Source organism: Pseudomonas sp. PDM22, from assembly GCF_014851965.1.
In the GTDB taxonomy this organism is placed as follows: Bacteria; Pseudomonadota; Gammaproteobacteria; order Pseudomonadales; family Pseudomonadaceae; genus Pseudomonas.
In genome coordinates, this window is sequence record NZ_JACVAR010000003.1 from 202,403 (window position 1) to 216,835 (window position 14,433).

15 protein-coding genes are annotated in these 14,433 nt (G+C 65.8%); 7 read left to right on the forward strand and 8 right to left on the reverse strand.

Going from position 1 to position 14,433, the window contains the following annotated elements; genetic code table 11:
* Nucleotides 1–44 precede the first annotated feature (44 nt).
* The 4 genes from IB255_RS11780 to pilG form a co-directional block, all read right to left on the reverse strand.
* Nucleotides 45–2,093, reverse strand: a complete 2,049-nt coding sequence (locus tag IB255_RS11780) for a methyl-accepting chemotaxis protein (RefSeq protein WP_045212954.1) — start codon at nucleotides 2,091–2,093, stop codon at nucleotides 45–47.
* An 83-nt stretch (nucleotides 2,094–2,176) separates the two neighbouring features.
* Nucleotides 2,177–2,713, reverse strand: coding sequence for a chemotaxis protein CheW (locus tag IB255_RS11785; RefSeq protein WP_081519603.1), 537 nt, complete (start codon nucleotides 2,711–2,713; stop codon nucleotides 2,177–2,179).
* A 53-nt stretch (nucleotides 2,714–2,766) separates the two neighbouring features.
* On the reverse strand, nucleotides 2,767–3,132 hold the full coding sequence (gene pilH, locus IB255_RS11790; RefSeq protein ID WP_024766237.1) for a twitching motility response regulator PilH: 366 nt from the start codon (nucleotides 3,130–3,132) through the stop codon (nucleotides 2,767–2,769).
* A 46-nt stretch (nucleotides 3,133–3,178) separates the two neighbouring features.
* Complete coding sequence (pilG, locus tag IB255_RS11795) at nucleotides 3,179–3,586, reverse strand: twitching motility response regulator PilG (RefSeq protein ID WP_015475142.1); 408 nt, start codon at nucleotides 3,584–3,586, stop codon at nucleotides 3,179–3,181.
* Nucleotides 3,587–3,866: 280 nt separating this feature from the next.
* Here pilG and gshB point away from each other — a divergent pair, with 280 nt between their 5' ends.
* From gshB to IB255_RS11830, 7 genes are all read left to right on the forward strand, one after another.
* Nucleotides 3,867–4,829 carry a glutathione synthase gene (gene gshB, locus IB255_RS11800; RefSeq protein ID WP_192210400.1) on the forward strand — a complete coding sequence of 321 codons (963 nt, stop codon included), beginning with the start codon at nucleotides 3,867–3,869 and terminating at the stop codon, nucleotides 4,827–4,829.
* A gap of 56 nt (nucleotides 4,830–4,885) precedes the next feature.
* A complete protein-coding gene (locus IB255_RS11805; protein WP_081519601.1) occupies nucleotides 4,886–5,779 on the forward strand; it encodes an energy transducer TonB in 894 nt (297 codons plus the stop codon).
* Between the two features lie 74 nt (nucleotides 5,780–5,853).
* Nucleotides 5,854–6,423: a YqgE/AlgH family protein gene (locus IB255_RS11810; protein WP_081519600.1), complete on the forward strand. Its 570-nt coding sequence runs from the start codon at nucleotides 5,854–5,856 to the stop codon at nucleotides 6,421–6,423.
* Nucleotides 6,420–6,857, forward strand: coding sequence for a Holliday junction resolvase RuvX (gene ruvX / locus IB255_RS11815; RefSeq protein WP_138213113.1), 438 nt, complete (start codon nucleotides 6,420–6,422; stop codon nucleotides 6,855–6,857). Before IB255_RS11810 ends, ruvX begins: the two co-directional genes overlap by 4 nt.
* Nucleotides 6,858–6,995: 138 nt before the next feature.
* A complete protein-coding gene (gene pyrR / locus IB255_RS11820) occupies nucleotides 6,996–7,508 on the forward strand; it encodes a bifunctional pyr operon transcriptional regulator/uracil phosphoribosyltransferase PyrR (protein WP_081519598.1) in 513 nt (170 codons plus the stop codon).
* A gap of 45 nt (nucleotides 7,509–7,553) precedes the next feature.
* On the forward strand, nucleotides 7,554–8,558 hold the full coding sequence (locus IB255_RS11825) for an aspartate carbamoyltransferase catalytic subunit (RefSeq protein WP_081519597.1): 1,005 nt from the start codon (nucleotides 7,554–7,556) through the stop codon (nucleotides 8,556–8,558).
* On the forward strand, nucleotides 8,555–9,826 hold the full coding sequence (locus tag IB255_RS11830; protein WP_192210401.1) for a dihydroorotase: 1,272 nt from the start codon (nucleotides 8,555–8,557) through the stop codon (nucleotides 9,824–9,826). The genes IB255_RS11825 and IB255_RS11830 overlap by 4 nt, the downstream gene beginning before the upstream one ends.
* Before the next feature lie 175 nt (nucleotides 9,827–10,001).
* Here IB255_RS11830 and IB255_RS11835 read toward each other — a convergent pair whose 3' ends face one another.
* The 4 genes from IB255_RS11835 to pilU all read right to left on the reverse strand — a co-directional run bounded on the left by IB255_RS11835 (nucleotide 10,002) and on the right by pilU (nucleotide 14,332).
* The gene (locus IB255_RS11835; protein ID WP_151189059.1) at nucleotides 10,002–11,171 is read right to left on the reverse strand and encodes a trans-sulfuration enzyme family protein; all 1,170 of its coding nucleotides are present in this window, start codon (nucleotides 11,169–11,171) and stop codon (nucleotides 10,002–10,004) included.
* Complete coding sequence (locus IB255_RS11840) at nucleotides 11,168–12,541, reverse strand: pyridoxal-phosphate dependent enzyme (RefSeq protein ID WP_192210402.1); 1,374 nt, start codon at nucleotides 12,539–12,541, stop codon at nucleotides 11,168–11,170. Before IB255_RS11840 ends, IB255_RS11835 begins: the two co-directional genes overlap by 4 nt.
* 163 nt (nucleotides 12,542–12,704) lie before the next feature.
* Nucleotides 12,705–13,109 (reverse strand): NINE protein, encoded by a 405-nt coding sequence (locus tag IB255_RS11845; RefSeq protein WP_017520120.1) that lies wholly within the window; start codon nucleotides 13,107–13,109, stop codon nucleotides 12,705–12,707.
* Between the two features lie 77 nt (nucleotides 13,110–13,186).
* Complete coding sequence (gene pilU / locus IB255_RS11850; protein WP_081519592.1) at nucleotides 13,187–14,332, reverse strand: type IV pilus ATPase PilU; 1,146 nt, start codon at nucleotides 14,330–14,332, stop codon at nucleotides 13,187–13,189.
* Nucleotides 14,333–14,433: the final 101 nt, after the last annotated feature.

Consider the following 14,433-nt stretch of genomic DNA (forward strand, 5'->3'; position numbering starts at 1 on the left):
GATCGTCGTGCGCTACCCGGCTAAGAGCAGCGCACCTCCTCTGCTCAGGCCTGTTCGGCGGTGTCCGGCAGTTTGAAGCCGGATACGGAGTGGCGCATCTCGCCGGCCATCTTGGCCAGGTTACCAATGCTGCGCGCAGTGGCGGTGGTACCGGCAGAGGTCTGCGAGGTGATCTCCTGGATCACGTTCATGGTGTTGGAAATGTGGCCGGCGGAGGAGGCCTGCTGACGGGCGGCGTTGGAGATGTTCTGGATCAACGCTGCCAGGGTCTTGGATACCTTCTCGATCTCTTCCAGGGACACACCGGCGTCCTGCGCCAGACGGGCACCACGTACCACCTCGGAGGTGGTCTGTTCCATCGAGATCACCGCTTCGTTGGTGTCGGTCTGAATGGTCTTCACCAGCGCCTCGATCTGCTTGGTCGCAGCGGAGGAACGTTCCGCCAGGCGCTGTACTTCGTCCGCTACCACGGCGAAGCCGCGGCCCGCGTCGCCCGCCATGGACGCCTGGATCGCGGCGTTCAGTGCGAGGATGTTGGTCTGGTCGGCAATGTCGTTGATCAGGCTTACGATGTCACCGATCTCCTGGGACGATTCACCGAGGCGCTTGATCCGCTTCGAGGTGTCCTGGATCTGCTCACGGATGTTGTCCATGCCGGTGATGGTGTTGTGCACCACTTCGTTGCCCTTGTTGGCGATGGCTACGGAACGTTCCGCTACCGCCGAGGACTCGGAGGCGTTCGCCGATACCTGGTCAATGGACACGGCCATTTCGTTGATCGCGGCGGAGGCGCCGGCGATTTCCTGGGCCTGGTGCTCGGAAGCCTCGGCCAGGTGCATGGCGGTGGCCTGGGTTTCCTGGGCGGCGGCGGCCACCTGCACGGCTGTCAGGTTGATGGTTTCCACCAGCTCGCGGAGCTGGTCGATGGAGTAGTTGATGGAGTCCGCGATCGCACCGGTGAAGTCCTCGGTTACCGTCGCGGCCACCGTCAGGTCACCGTCGGCGAGGTCGGCGATTTCGTCGAGCAGTCGCAGAATCGCCGCCTGGTTACGTTCGTTCTTCTCGGCGGTCTCGGCCAGTCGGCGGTTGGTTTCACGCACCATCACCAGGCCGATGAGGATGATCGCGCCCAGGGCGATGATACCCAGCGCGGCGCTGGCGACCTGGTTGAACACACGGCCTTCGGCCAGGTTCTCGAAGCCGGCGGCGAGGCTGGAAGCCTTGTCCAGCAAGGTCTGCGAGCCACCGAAGATGGTGTTGGCGGCTTCACGGACCTGGAACAGTTCCGGGGAGGTCTCGAGGATCTCGTCCACCGAGCCGGAAACGAATTCGAACAGCTCGGCGATCTCGTTGAGGCGGTCCACCGCTTCGGCGTTGGTCACCTTGGAGATGCTCATCGCCGCGTTGCCTTCCTTCATGCCCTTGAGTACGCGGCCGAAGAGGCTGGCGTCACGGCCGAAGCTGTCGGCGGCCTGCACGGAGTTCTCGTCACCGGCGAGCACCTTGTTCACCGAGCCGAGGATACGTTCGGCCAGCAGCGACTGGCGCTGGGCTACCGCGACCTGGTCGGCCGGGGCGCCGTTTTCCAGCAGGATGTCGACGACCTCTTCGTATTCCACCTGCAGCTGCGGGATGGTTTCGGCGAGGGTCGCGGCTACCTGGTGCAGGGACAGTACGGTCTGTTCGCTGGCGAGGATGGAGTCGGCATTCTTGCGCAGGGTGTCCCAGTCCTTCTGCACATCCGCCATCTGCGGTTGTACCGAATCCGGGCTCGGCGGCAGGCCGGTGCTCTCGTCACCCTTGGAGAGGATGTTCCAGCGCTTCTCGAAGTCGTTGCGCGCTTCTTTCAGCAGCTTGAACGCCTCCGCCTTGCCCGCCGCGGCTTCCGTGGCGTTCTTGGCGATACGCTGGGACAGCACGCGCAGTTCGCCGGCATGGCCGATGTACTGCTTGTCGTGGTTCGCCTGGGTGTTGAGGTAAGCGAAGTTGGCGAACAGCAAGACGATCGCCACGATCAGGACCACGAAGAGTCCGAGGATCAGCGAGCTGCTACGCGCACCCGAAAAAAGACTGCCTGCCTTTATATTTTTCATATTCGGCCCCCGCCTGGACCCACCACGATTACGAATTCCATGTCACAACAAGGGCCGGCAATGCCGGCCCAACCGGTCAAACTCTAGCTGGCGACGTCCAGGAACCCCGGGTGCTGAGCCAGCGCATGCGGGCTGAACACGAGCCAGGGTTGCTCCCGATGGAAGACGCCATGGATAAAGGGCTGCAGGACCGCTTCGAGGGGCGGCAGCTGCTCGGAGAAGGTGTCCACCGGGAAGTGCTGCATGCCGAACACCTCATCGACGATGAGGCCGGCGAAGACTTCCTGGTATTCCACGACGAGCACACGCCGTTGCTTGCGCAGAGGCGAAAGCTCCGCGCCGAGGAAACCGCACAGGTCCATGATCGGCAACAGGCGGCCGCGCACGTTGGCGACCCCCTTCACCCAGTCACGGACACCGGGCAGCAGTGTGTAGCGCGGCTCATGAAGAACCTCGCCGACCTCCCCCATGGGCGCCACGAACAGGCGCCCAGCCATGCGAAAGCCGATGCCGTTCCAGCTCTGCACCACCTCGCGCTGCGCGGGCAGACCCGCGGCCAGCTGACGACAGCGCTGATCGATCTGGACGAGAACCTCGAAAGGACTCTGGACTTCCGCCATGCCGGCCCTGGCCTTCTCTAATAATTATGTTCAGGTGTGCAGGTACGGCTGTATCAGCCGGCCAGCACCGAATTGATGGTCTTGAGCAGTGTTTCTTCGTCCACCGGTTTGGTCAGGTAGTCGCGAGCGCCCTGGCGTTTGCCCCAGACCTTGTCGGTCTCCTGATCCTTGGTGGTGACGATGATGACCGGAATCGCGCTGGTTTCCGGGTCCTTGGACAGCTGACGGGTCGCCTGGAAGCCGTTCAGGCCGGGCATGACGATGTCCATCAGGACGACGTCGGGCTTTTCCTGACGAGCCAGGGCCACGCCATCGGCGCCATTTTCGGCCTTGAGTACCTGGTGCGAGTGCTTTTCCAGCATCGCGGTCAGCTTGTACATCTCGGTCGGCGAGTCATCAACAATCAGAATTCGAGCCATTGTGGTCCCCATACGGAATAGGCGTCACCGGCGCTTGCGCCGGACTTCAGGAAGCGTGCTCCACCGGGGTGAAGTCGGGCACATGGGTCTTGATCGCGCCGAGCAGTTCTTCCTTGCTGAAAGGCTTGGTGAGGTACTGATCGGAACCGACGATGCGACCCTTGGCCTTGTCGAACAGGCCGTCCTTGGAGGACAGCATGATCACCGGCGTGGATTTGAATGCACTGTTGTTCTTGATCAGGGCGCAGGTCTGATAGCCATCCAGGCGCGGCATCATGATGTCGACGAAGATGATGCTCGGATGGGTATCGGCGATCTTGGCCAGCGCGTCGAAGCCGTCGATGGCTGTAATGACATCGCAGCCGACTTTCTTCAGCAGGGTTTCAGCCGTGCGACGAATCGTCTTGGAATCGTCGATCACCATTACTTTCAAACCGTCGGAATGCTGTTCCATGTTCGCCCTTACCATCTCGGTGAGTCGTTTTTCCGCTTTTTATTTCAGTGCGCAAGCGCCCTGCCACCGTCGGGCTGCGACCCAATCGTGGGAACCTTTTACCACAATCGTCAGAATCTTTACCACGCCCAGCAAATTCAGGCCATAAGACCCCGAACGCGCAGGCTTTTTCCTTGACCGAGCGCACATCCAGCGCCACCCTGAGCGTCCATTTTCAGCCTTTGCGGCGCGGCCTCGAGTCGCAGCCCCAAGCCGACGAATTCCCCCAGGAGGACATCCCATGAGCGTACGCCTCGGGATCGTGATGGACCCCATCGCGCAGATCAGTTTCAAGAAGGACAGCTCGCTGGCCATGTTGCTGGCCGCCCAGGCCCGTGGCTGGCAGCTCTTCTATATGGAACAGCAGGATCTTTACCAGAAAGAGAACATCGCCCGCGGTCGCATGCGTCCGCTCAAGGTGTTCTACGACCCAGCCCACTGGTTCGAACTGGAAGACGAAGTCGACCAGCCGCTGTCGGACCTGGACGTAATCCTGATGCGCAAGGATCCGCCCTTCGACAACGAGTTCGTCTACTCCACCTACCTGCTGGAACAGGCCGAAACCGCCGGCACGCTCATCGTCAACAAGCCGCAGAGCCTGCGTGACTGCAACGAGAAGTACTTCGCCACGCTGTTCCCGCAGTGCGCGCCGCCGACAGTGGTGAGTCGCCGGTCCGACATTCTCCGCGAATTCGCCGCGGAGCATCGTGACATCATTCTCAAACCCCTGGATGGCATGGGCGGATCGATGATCTTCCGCCACCGCGAAGGCGACCCGAACCTCTCGGTGATCCTCGAGACCCTGACCCGCCACGGCCAGGAGCAGGTCATGGCGCAGCGCTACCTGCCGGCCATCAAGGATGGCGACAAGCGCATCCTGATGATCGACGGCGAGCCGGTGGAATACTGCCTGGCGCGCATTCCCGCCCAGGGCGAGACCCGTGGCAACCTCGCCGCCGGCGGCCGTGGCGTGGCCCAGCCGCTGACCGAACGCGACCGCTGGATCGCCGCCCAGGTCGGCCCGGAACTGCGCAAGCGCGGCCTGCTGTTCGTCGGCCTGGACGTGATCGGCGAGAACCTCACCGAGATCAACGTCACCAGCCCGACCTGCATCCGCGAGATCGATGCGGCCTACGACACGCGCATCGGTGAGAGACTGATGGCAGTCATCGACGAAAAGCTCAAGGCGCGCAGTGCGTCATAGACTTTTATAAGCCTCGTCGGCAGACTTCCGCCCCACCCTGGCCCGTGCGATCCGCAATGAACGCTGCAACCCATCAAGACTTCCCCGTGTCCTCCGGCGTACGTCCGGCGGACCGTCTGGGTTTCACCCTGTTCGTTGCGGCCATCCTGCACGTGGCCGTGCTGCTGGGCGTGGGCTTCACCATGCCCTCGCCCAGCCAGCTGAGCAAGACGCTGGAAATCACCCTGGCCAGCTTCAAGAGCGACAAGGCGCCCGAGAAGGCCGACTACCTCGCCCAGATGAACCAGCAGGGCAGCGGCACCCTGGAACACAAGGCGATCCCCAAGACCACCGAGCAGGCGCCGTTCCAGGATACCGAAGTCAAGAAAGTCTCTCCGCCGGCCACCCCGCGCCAGGCCAAGAGCCCCGAAGCACCCAAGGCCGCCGTCGCCACCCGCACCCCGCGCCCGGACAAGGTGCAGACCAAGCAGCAGACGCCCAAGGCCGAGACCGTCGCCAAGCCGGCGCCGCAGTTCGACTCCGCCCAGCTCTCGGCGGAAATCTCCAGCCTCGAAGCCGACCTCGCCCGCGACCAGCAGGCCTACGCCAAGCGTCCGCGCATCCACCGCCTGAGCGCCGCCTCGACCATGCGCGACAAGGGCGCCTGGTACAAGGAAGAGTGGCGCAAGAAGATCGAACGCATCGGCAACCTCAACTACCCCGACGAAGCCCGTCGCCAACGCATCTACGGCAGTCTGCGGCTGCTGGTGTCGATCAACCGCGACGGCTCGCTGTATGAGGTGCAGGTCCTGGAATCCTCCGGACAGCCGACGCTCGACCAGGCCGCCCAGCGCATCGTGCGCCTGGCCGCACCTTTCGCGCCCTTCTCCGGCGACCTGAACGACATCGACCGCCTGGAAATCATCCGCACCTGGCGCTTCGAGCGCGGCGACCGCCTGTCCAGCAACTGAGCCAGCGCGCCCGAAGCGTCTGCTGACGCTTTCAAGTCTTGTCCCTTTGACCCCCAGGCCTGAAACTAGCCGGCATGAAAAGCACAGCCGCCAGCTACCTCAAGCACCACTTCCTGATCGCCATGCCACACATGGCGGACTCCAATTTCGCCCAGACGGTGACCTACCTCGTGGAACACAACGAGCAGGGCGCCATGGGCCTGATCATCAATCGGCCCAGCGGCCTGAGCCTCGCCGACGTGCTCGAACAACTGCGCCCGGACGAACTGCCGCCGGTGCGCTGCCAGGGCGTGACCATCTATAGCGGCGGCCCGGTGCAGACTGACCGCGGCTTCGTCCTGCACCCCACCGGGCGCAGCTACCAGGCCACGCTGGAGCTGGGCGAGCTGTCGCTGTCCACCTCCCAGGACGTGCTGTTCGCCATCGCCGACGGCAGCGGCCCGGCGCAACACCTGATCACCCTCGGCTATGCAGGCTGGGAAGCCGGCCAACTGGAAGCCGAACTCGCCGACAACGCCTGGCTGACCTGCCCCGCGGACCCGGCGGTGCTCTTCGAGGTGCCGGCCGAGCAGCGCCTGTCGGCGGCCGCCGAGCGCCTGGGGGTCAACCTCAGCCTGCTCACCGCCCAGGCCGGGCACGCCTGATGACCAGCAAACCCCTGCGCCTGCTCCTGGGTTTCGACTACGGCACCAAGCAGATCGGCGTCGCCGTCGGCCAGGCCATCACCGGCCAGGCCCGCGAACTGTGCGTGCTCAAGGCACAGAACGGCGTGCCGGACTGGAACCGCGTCGAAGCCCTGATCAAGGAATGGCAGCCCGACGCTATCGTCGTCGGCCTGCCGCTGAACATGGACGGCACCCCCAGCGACATGAGCGAGCGCGCCGAGAAATTCGCCCGCCGCCTGCACGGCCGCTACAACCTGCCGGTACACACCCACGACGAACGCCTGACCACCTACGCCGCCAAGGGCGAGCGCCTGGCCCAGGGCCAGCGCGACGGATACCGCGAGCGCCCGGTGGACGCCCTGGCCGCCGCCCTGCTGCTGGAGGGCTGGCTGGCCGACAACGCCCCCGCCTGACCCGAGGCCGGCTCCCTTGACCTGAAGCAGCGCCAGGGGAGCGAAAGCCACTAAGCTTGCCGGACCACTCCTTCCCGGAACGGTCCGCCCCGATGGCCGCCCGCGCCGGGTGGCCTCGCCAACCGAACCGGAGACGTCATGACCCTGCCCAGCCCCGCCGAACTCATCCCCCGCATGGCTACCGACCTGCGCAACTACCTCGCGCAGCGCGGGATCGACTCGCCGCGCTTCGTCGGCATCCACACTGGCGGCATCTGGGTCGCCCAGGAACTGCTCAAGGCACTGGGCAGCGACGAGATCCTCGGCATCCTCGACGTCTCCTTCTACCGCGACGATTTCAGCCGCAGCGGCCTGCACCCGCAGGTCCGTCCGTCGGAACTGCCCTTCGAGATCGACGGCCAGCACCTGGTGCTGGTGGACGACGTGCTGATGAGCGGCCGGACCATCCGCGCCGCGCTCAACGAGCTGTTCGACTACGGCCGCCCGGCCAGCGTGACCCTGGTCAGCCTGGTGGACCTGAACAAGCGCGAGCTGCCCATTCGCCCGGATATCGTCGGCGAAACCCTGTCCCTGGCACCCAACGAGCGGGTAAAATTGCGCGGTCCCGCACCACTCGTCCTCGAGCGCACGCTTCTCAGCACCGCGCTGTAACTCCGCGCGCCCGGACCTCCACCCCCAACTTTCAGGGCCTGCCACATGCCGACCGACGCCAAGCGCCCGCTGCAGCTCAACGACCTGGGCCAGCTGCGCCACTTCCTCTCGCTCGACGGGTTGTCCCGCGAACTGCTGACTGAAATCCTCGACACCGCCGATTCCTTCCTCGAAGTCGGCGCCCGCGCGGTGAAGAAAGTCCCGCTGCTGCGCGGCAAGACCGTGTGCAACGTGTTCTTCGAGAACTCCACGCGCACCCGCACCACCTTCGAACTGGCCGCCCAGCGCCTGTCCGCCGACGTCATCTCGCTGAACGTGTCGACCTCCTCGACCAGCAAGGGCGAGACGCTCACCGACACCCTGCGCAACCTCGAGGCCATGGCCGCCGACATGTTCGTCGTGCGCCACAGCGACTCGGGCGCCGCGCACTTCATCGCCGAGCACGTCAGCCCCAACGTCGCCGTGATCAACGGCGGCGACGGCCGCCACGGCCACCCGACCCAGGGCATGCTCGACATGCTCACCATCCGCCGCCACAAGGGCAGCTTCGAGAACATCTCGGTGGCCATCGTCGGCGACATCCTGCACTCGCGGGTGGCGCGCTCCGACATGCTGGCGCTGAAGACCCTCGGCTGCCCGGACATCCGTGTCATCGCCCCGCGCACCCTGCTGCCGGTGGGCCTGGAAGACCAGTACGGGGTGAAGGTGTTCACCGACGCCAACGAAGGCCTGAAGGACGTCGACGTGGTGATCATGCTGCGCCTGCAGCGCGAGCGCATGGCCGGCGGCCTGCTGCCCAGCGAAGGCGAGTTCTTCAAGCTCTACGGCCTGACCCAGAAGCGCCTGCAACTGGCCAAGCCCGACGCCATCGTCATGCACCCCGGCCCGATCAACCGCGGCGTGGAGATCGATTCCGCCGTGGCTGACGGCGAACAGTCGGTGATCCTCAACCAGGTCACCTACGGCATCGCCATCCGCATGGCCGTGCTGTCCATGGCCATGAGCGGCCAGAACGCCCAACGCCAGCTGGAACAGGAGGACGCGCAATGACCGTCAGCATTCGTGGCGCCCACCTGATCGACCCGGCCAGCGGCCTGGACAAGGTCTGCGACCTGCACATCGAGGCCGGCCGCATCGTCGCCATCGGCGACGCCCCCGAAGGCTTCCACGCCGCCCAGGAAATCGACGCCGCCGGCCTGACCGCCGCGCCCGGCCTGGTGGACCTGAGCGTCGCCCTGCGCGAGCCGGGCTACAGCCGCAAGGGCAGCATCGAAAGCGAAACCCGCGCCGCCGCTGCCGGTGGCGTCACCAGCCTGTGCTTCCCGCCGCAGACCAAGCCGGTGCTGGACACCTCCGCCGTCGCCGAGCTGATCCTCGACCGCGCCCGCGAAGCCGGCAACGCCAAGGTCTTCCCCATCGGTGCGCTGACCAAAGGGCTCGCCGGTGAGCAACTGTCCGAGCTGGTCGCCCTGCGCGACGCCGGCTGTGTGGCCTTCACCAACGGCCTGGCGCCGATGGCGAGCAACCGCGTGCTGCTGCGTTCGCTGGAATACGCGGCGACCTTCGACCTGACCGTGGTGTTCACCTCCCAGGACGCCGAACTGGCGGCCGACGGCATCGCCCACGAAGGCCCGACTGCCAGCTTCCGCGGCCTGGCTGGCATCCCGGAAACCGCCGAGACCGTGGCCCTGGCCCGCAACCTGCTGCTGGTGGAGCAGTCCGGCGTGCGTGCGCACTTCAGCCAGCTGACCAGCGCCCGTGGCGTCGAGATGATCACCCAGGCCCAGGCCCGTGGCCTGCCGGTCACCGCCGATGTGGCGCTGTATCAGCTGATCCTTACCGACGAGGCACTGGCGGACTTCTCCAGCCTGTACCACGTGCAACCGCCGCTGCGCTCGCGCAAGGACCGCGACGCCCTGCGCGAAGCGGTGAAGAGCGGCGTGATCCAGGCCATCGCCAGCCACCACCAGCCCCACGAGGCGGACGCCAAGAACGCACCGTTCGCCGCGACCGACCCGGGCATCAGCAGTGTCGAACTGCTGCTGCCGCTGGCCATGACCCTGGTGCAGGACGGCCTGCTCGACCTGCCGACCCTGCTCGCGCGCCTCTCCAGCGGCCCGGCCGCCGCCCTGCGCCTGCCGGCCGGCAAGCTGGCCATCGGCGCGGCAGCGGACGTGGTGCTGTTCGAAGCCGACGGCCAGACCCTGGCCGGCGAGACCTGGCACTCCCGCGGCCAGAACTGCCCGTTCCTCGGCCACTGCCTGCCGGGCGTGGTGCGCTGCACCCTGGTGGACGGGCACATCGTCCACGCGGTGTAACGCTCCGCCGTCCCATGAAAAAGCCCGCCGATTGGCGGGCTTTTTCTTTTCATACGGCGAATCCCGTGCAGGAGCGCGCCATGCGCGCGATCGCGGGCATGGCCCGCTCCTACAGGGTGCTGCAAGTGATGGGTATCGCTGCGCTCCACGCCATCCTACAAATGCATCTCGTGCTTCAGATCATCGCCAGGGCCTTGGCCAGATCGGCGCGCAGGTCTTCTACATCCTCCACCCCCACCGACAGGCGAATCAGCGAATCGCCGATCCCCAGCGCCGCGCGGTTCTCCGGCGGGATGCTGGCGTGGGTCATGATTGCCGGGTGCTCGATCAGGCTTTCCACGCCGCCCAGGCTTTCCGCCAGGGCGAACAGCTGGACGTTCTCCAGGAAGCGCCGCGAGCCGGCGAGGTCGGTGTCCAGGTCCAGCGAGATCATTCCGCCGAAGCCCTTCATCTGCGTGCGTGCCAGTTCATGCTGCGGGTGTGACGGCAGGCCGGGGTAGTAGACGCGCTTCACCTGCGGTTGCTGTTCCAGCCATTTCGCCAGGTCCAGTGCATTGGCGCAGTGGCGCTCCATGCGCAGGGCCAGGGTCTTCACCCCGCGCAGGGTTAGGAAGGCGTCGAACGGGCCGGCGATGGCGCCCACCGAGTTCTGCAGGAAGCCCAGGCGTTCGGCGAGGTCGGGGTTGTCGCCGACGATGGCGATGCCGCCGATGACGTCGGAGTGGCCATTGAGGTACTTGGTGGTGGAGTGCACGACGATGTCGAAGCCCAGGTCCAGCGGACGCTGCACGTAAGGGCTGGCGAAGGTGTTGTCGGCCACGCAGAGGATGCCGCGCTCGCGGCAGGTGCGGGCGATGGCGGCCAGGTCGGTCAGGCGCAGCAGCGGGTTGCTCGGGGTTTCCACCCAGACCATGCGCGTCTTGTCGGTCAGCGCCGCTTCCAGGGCGCCGGGCTGGGCCAGGTCGGCGAAGTGGAAGTCGTGCCCGGCGCTGCGCCGGCGCACCCGCTCGAACAGGCGGAAGGTGCCGCCGTAGAGGTCGTTGCCGGAGACGATGTGCGAGCCGGCGTCGAGCAGTTCCAGTACCGCCGAGATCGCCGCCAGCCCCGAGGCGAAGGCGAACGCCTTGCTGCCGCCCTCCAGGTCTGCCACGCAGCGCTCCAGCGCCCAGCGCGTGGGGTTGTGCGAGCGGCCGTAGTCGAGCCCCTTGTGCACGCCGGGGCTTTCCTGGCGGTAGGTGGAGTTGGCGTAGATCGGCGGCATGATCGCCCCGGTGGACGGGTCCGGCTCCTGCCCGGCGTGGATCACGCGGGTGGCGAAACCGAGGCGGTCGTCGTGCTGGCTCATGCGAGGGTCCTCCGCAAATGGTTGAGCAGGTCGAATCTTGTGATCAGGCCGTGGAAGCCCGAGGCGTCGGCGATGATGGCCACCAGGCCGCGGCCGAGCACGGCTTCCAGTTCGCCGAGGCTGGCACCGGGGGCCAGGGTTTCCGGAGCGTCGCTCATGGCGCTGGAGACTTCGCAACGGTAGTGCGCCGGGTCGTCATGCACGCCCATGAGGATGTCGGACTCGTCGATCACACCCACCAGGCGCTTGCCGTCGAGCACGGGGAGCTGGGAGATGTCCGCCAGGCGCATGCGCTGGAAGGCGGTGAGCAGGGTGTCGCTGGGGCCGACACTGACCACCCGCCCTTCTTCGAAACGCCGCGCGATGATGTCGCGCAGGTCGCCGTAGCGCTTGCGCTGCAGCAGGCCCTGGTCGGTCATCCACTGGTCGTTGTAGATCTTCGACAGGTAGCGCGTGCCGGTGTCGCAGACCAGGCTGACCACGCGCTTGGGTTCCTTCTGCTCGCGGCAGAAACGCAGCGCGGCGGCCAGCAGCGTGCCGGTGGACGAACCGGCGGCGATGCCTTCGTTGCGCAGCAGCTCGCGGGCTGTGGCGAAGCTTTCCTCGTCACTGATCGAGTAGGCATGGCGCACGCTGGAGAGGTCGGCAATCGACGGTACGAAGTCTTCGCCGATGCCCTCGACCGCCCAGGAGCCGGGCGTGCCGATGGCACCGGAGCGCGAGTACTCGGCCATGATCGAGCCCACCGGGTCGGCCAGGACCATTTCCAGCTCGGGCTGGACCTTCTGGAAGAAGCGCGTGAGCCCGGTCAGCGTGCCGGCGGAGCCGACACCAACCACTACGGCGTCGAGGTCATGGCCGGTCTGCGCCCAGATTTCCGGGCCGGTGCCGGTCTCGTGGGCCAGCGGGTTGGCGGGGTTGTTGAACTGGTCGGCGAAGAAGGCGTCGGGCAGGTCTTTCGCCAGCCGCGCGGCGACGTCCTGGTAATACTCGGGATGGCCCTTGCCGACGTCGGAGCGGGTGATGTGCACCTCGGCGCCCATGGCGCGCAGGTGCAGGACCTTCTCGGTGGACATCTTGTCCGGCACCACCAGCACTACCCGGTAGCCCTTGGCGCGGCCGACCAGTGCCAGGCCCAGGCCGGTGTTGCCGGCGGTGGCTTCGACGATCACGCCACCGGGCCTGAGCCGGCCGTCACGCTCGGCGGCCTCGATCATGGCGACGCCGATGCGGTCCTTGATGGAGCCGCCGGGGTTCTGCGATTCAAGCTTGAGGAACAGGGTGCAGGGTCCGGTATCGAAGCGCGTCACGCGGACCATGGGGGTATTGCCGATCAGGTCGAGTACGGCAGGGCGGGATTCGTTGCTCATGGCAGCCACTCCTTCTGCGGCGCCACGGGGATCGCCCGGCGGCGCCTGCTACTGTCCTCCTGACCTTAGGCGGGAGGCACAGGTCGCGCCAGGTAGCGCGACGAAAGACGGCGAGGCAGGAGGTGTGCGAAAGGTGCGGCATTACCTGAAGGATTGCTCCGGATCAGATTCGCTGCGGCCCGTTGCGCTCGGAAATCTGGCTGTTCAGCGTCCAGAAGTCATACAGCACGCCGATGAAGAACAGCCCGCCGGTGAACAGGTAGAGGATGCCGGTGAGCCACTTGCCCATGTACATGCGGTGCACGCCGAACACGCCGAGGAAAGTCAGCAGGATCCAGGCGACGTTGTAGTCCACGCCGCCGGAACGGTAGCGCTGGTCCGCCGCGTCATCCATGGAGGGAATGAGGAACAGGTCGATGATCCAGCCGATGAAGAACAGGCCGAGGGTGAAGAACCAGATGGTGCCGGTGATCGGCCGGCCGTAGTAGAAGCGGTGCGAGCCGGTGAAGCCGAAGATCCACAGCAGGTAGCCGATGACCTTGCTGTGGGTGTCAGGGTTGGCGGACATGCCTTTCTCCCGTTGCGTTACAAGGTCATCAGCATAAACGAAAAGCCCGCACGGGGCGGGCTTCTCAAGGAGCAGGATCAGCGGAAACGGCGGTTGGGATCGTCTTCGCTCATCTCCAGGGTCAGGCCCTGGGTCATGGTGGTCAGGTGGTCGGCGTCGGTCTCCGAACCCAGCTTGATCATCAGGCGCAGGTCGTTCGCCGAGTCGGCATAGGCCAGCGCATCTTCGTAGGTGATCTCGCCCTGGGTGTAGAGCTGGTACAGCGCCTGGTCGAAGGTCTGCATGCCCTGCTCGGTGGAGCGCTTCATCAGCGGCTTGAGCTCGTGGACCTCGCCCTTGCGGATCAGGTCGGCGGCCAGCGGGGTGTTCAGCAGGACCTCGATCACCGCGCGGCGGCCCTTGCCGTCCGGGGTCGGCACCAGTTGCTGGGCGACGATGGCCTTGAGGTTGAGCGACAGGTCCATCCACACCTGGCCATGCCGGTCGGCCGGAAAGAAGTGAATGATCCGCTCCAGCGCCTGGTTGGCGTTGTTGGCGTGCAGGGTCGCCAGGCACAGGTGGCCGGTTTCGGCGAAGGCCACGGCGTGGTCCATGGTCTCGCGCGAGCGCACCTCGCCGATCATGATCACGTCCGGCGCCTGGCGCAGGGTGTTCTTCAGGGCCACCTCGAAGGTATCGGTATCCAGGCCCACTTCACGCTGGGTGACGATGCAGCCCTGGTGCTGGTGGATGTACTCGATGGGGTCTTCGATGGAGATGATGTGGCCGGTGGAGTTCTTGTTGCGGTAGCCGATCATCGCCGCCAGCGAGGTGGACTTACCGGTACCGGTGGCACCGACGAAGATCACCAGGCCGCGCTTGGTCATCGCCAGCTTCTTGAGGATTTCCGGCAGCTTCAGGTCGTCGATGGTCGGGATGTTGGTCTCGATGCGGCGCAGCACCATACCCACCAGGTTGCGCTGGTAGAAGGCGCTGACACGGAAGCGGCCGACGCCACGGGCACTGATCGCGAAGTTGCACTCGTGGTTCTCGGCGAAGTCGCGGCGCTGCTGCTCGTTCATCACCGACAGCACGGTCTCGCGGGTCTGCTCCGGCGACAGGGCGGTCTTGGTGACCGGCAGTACCTTGCCGTTGACCTTCATCGAAGGCGGCACGCCCGCCGTGATGAACAGGTCGGAGGCTCCCTTTTCCACCATCAGGCGCAACAGCTTCTCGAATTCCATGATCTTTCTCGCCGAGTTCACGCTGACTACGACAGGGCTGTCGGATCACGAAGCGGGTGCGTGTGGCGCGCTCCGTGCGCCGGGCCGCAAGGGCCCGGTGG

Coding starts and splice junctions, on each gene's coding strand:
- IB255_RS11835 (WP_151189059.1), bottom strand. CDS start 11,171: ATGAGCCAGCACGACGACCGCCTCGGTTTCGCCACCCGCGTGATCCAC.
- IB255_RS11830 (WP_192210401.1), top strand. CDS start 8,555: ATGACCGTCAGCATTCGTGGCGCCCACCTGATCGACCCGGCCAGCGGC.
- IB255_RS11785 (WP_081519603.1), bottom strand. CDS start 2,713: ATGGCGGAAGTCCAGAGTCCTTTCGAGGTTCTCGTCCAGATCGATCAG.
- IB255_RS11805 (WP_081519601.1), top strand. CDS start 4,886: ATGAACGCTGCAACCCATCAAGACTTCCCCGTGTCCTCCGGCGTACGT.
- IB255_RS11840 (WP_192210402.1), bottom strand. CDS start 12,541: ATGAGCAACGAATCCCGCCCTGCCGTACTCGACCTGATCGGCAATACC.
- pilG (WP_015475142.1), bottom strand. CDS start 3,586: ATGGAACAGCATTCCGACGGTTTGAAAGTAATGGTGATCGACGATTCC.
- IB255_RS11845 (WP_017520120.1), bottom strand. CDS start 13,109: ATGTCCGCCAACCCTGACACCCACAGCAAGGTCATCGGCTACCTGCTG.
- pilU (WP_081519592.1), bottom strand. CDS start 14,332: ATGGAATTCGAGAAGCTGTTGCGCCTGATGGTGGAAAAGGGAGCCTCC.
- IB255_RS11810 (WP_081519600.1), top strand. CDS start 5,854: ATGAAAAGCACAGCCGCCAGCTACCTCAAGCACCACTTCCTGATCGCC.
- gshB (WP_192210400.1), top strand. CDS start 3,867: ATGAGCGTACGCCTCGGGATCGTGATGGACCCCATCGCGCAGATCAGT.
- pilH (WP_024766237.1), bottom strand. CDS start 3,132: ATGGCTCGAATTCTGATTGTTGATGACTCGCCGACCGAGATGTACAAG.
- IB255_RS11780 (WP_045212954.1), bottom strand. CDS start 2,093: ATGAAAAATATAAAGGCAGGCAGTCTTTTTTCGGGTGCGCGTAGCAGC.
- IB255_RS11825 (WP_081519597.1), top strand. CDS start 7,554: ATGCCGACCGACGCCAAGCGCCCGCTGCAGCTCAACGACCTGGGCCAG.
- pyrR (WP_081519598.1), top strand. CDS start 6,996: ATGACCCTGCCCAGCCCCGCCGAACTCATCCCCCGCATGGCTACCGAC.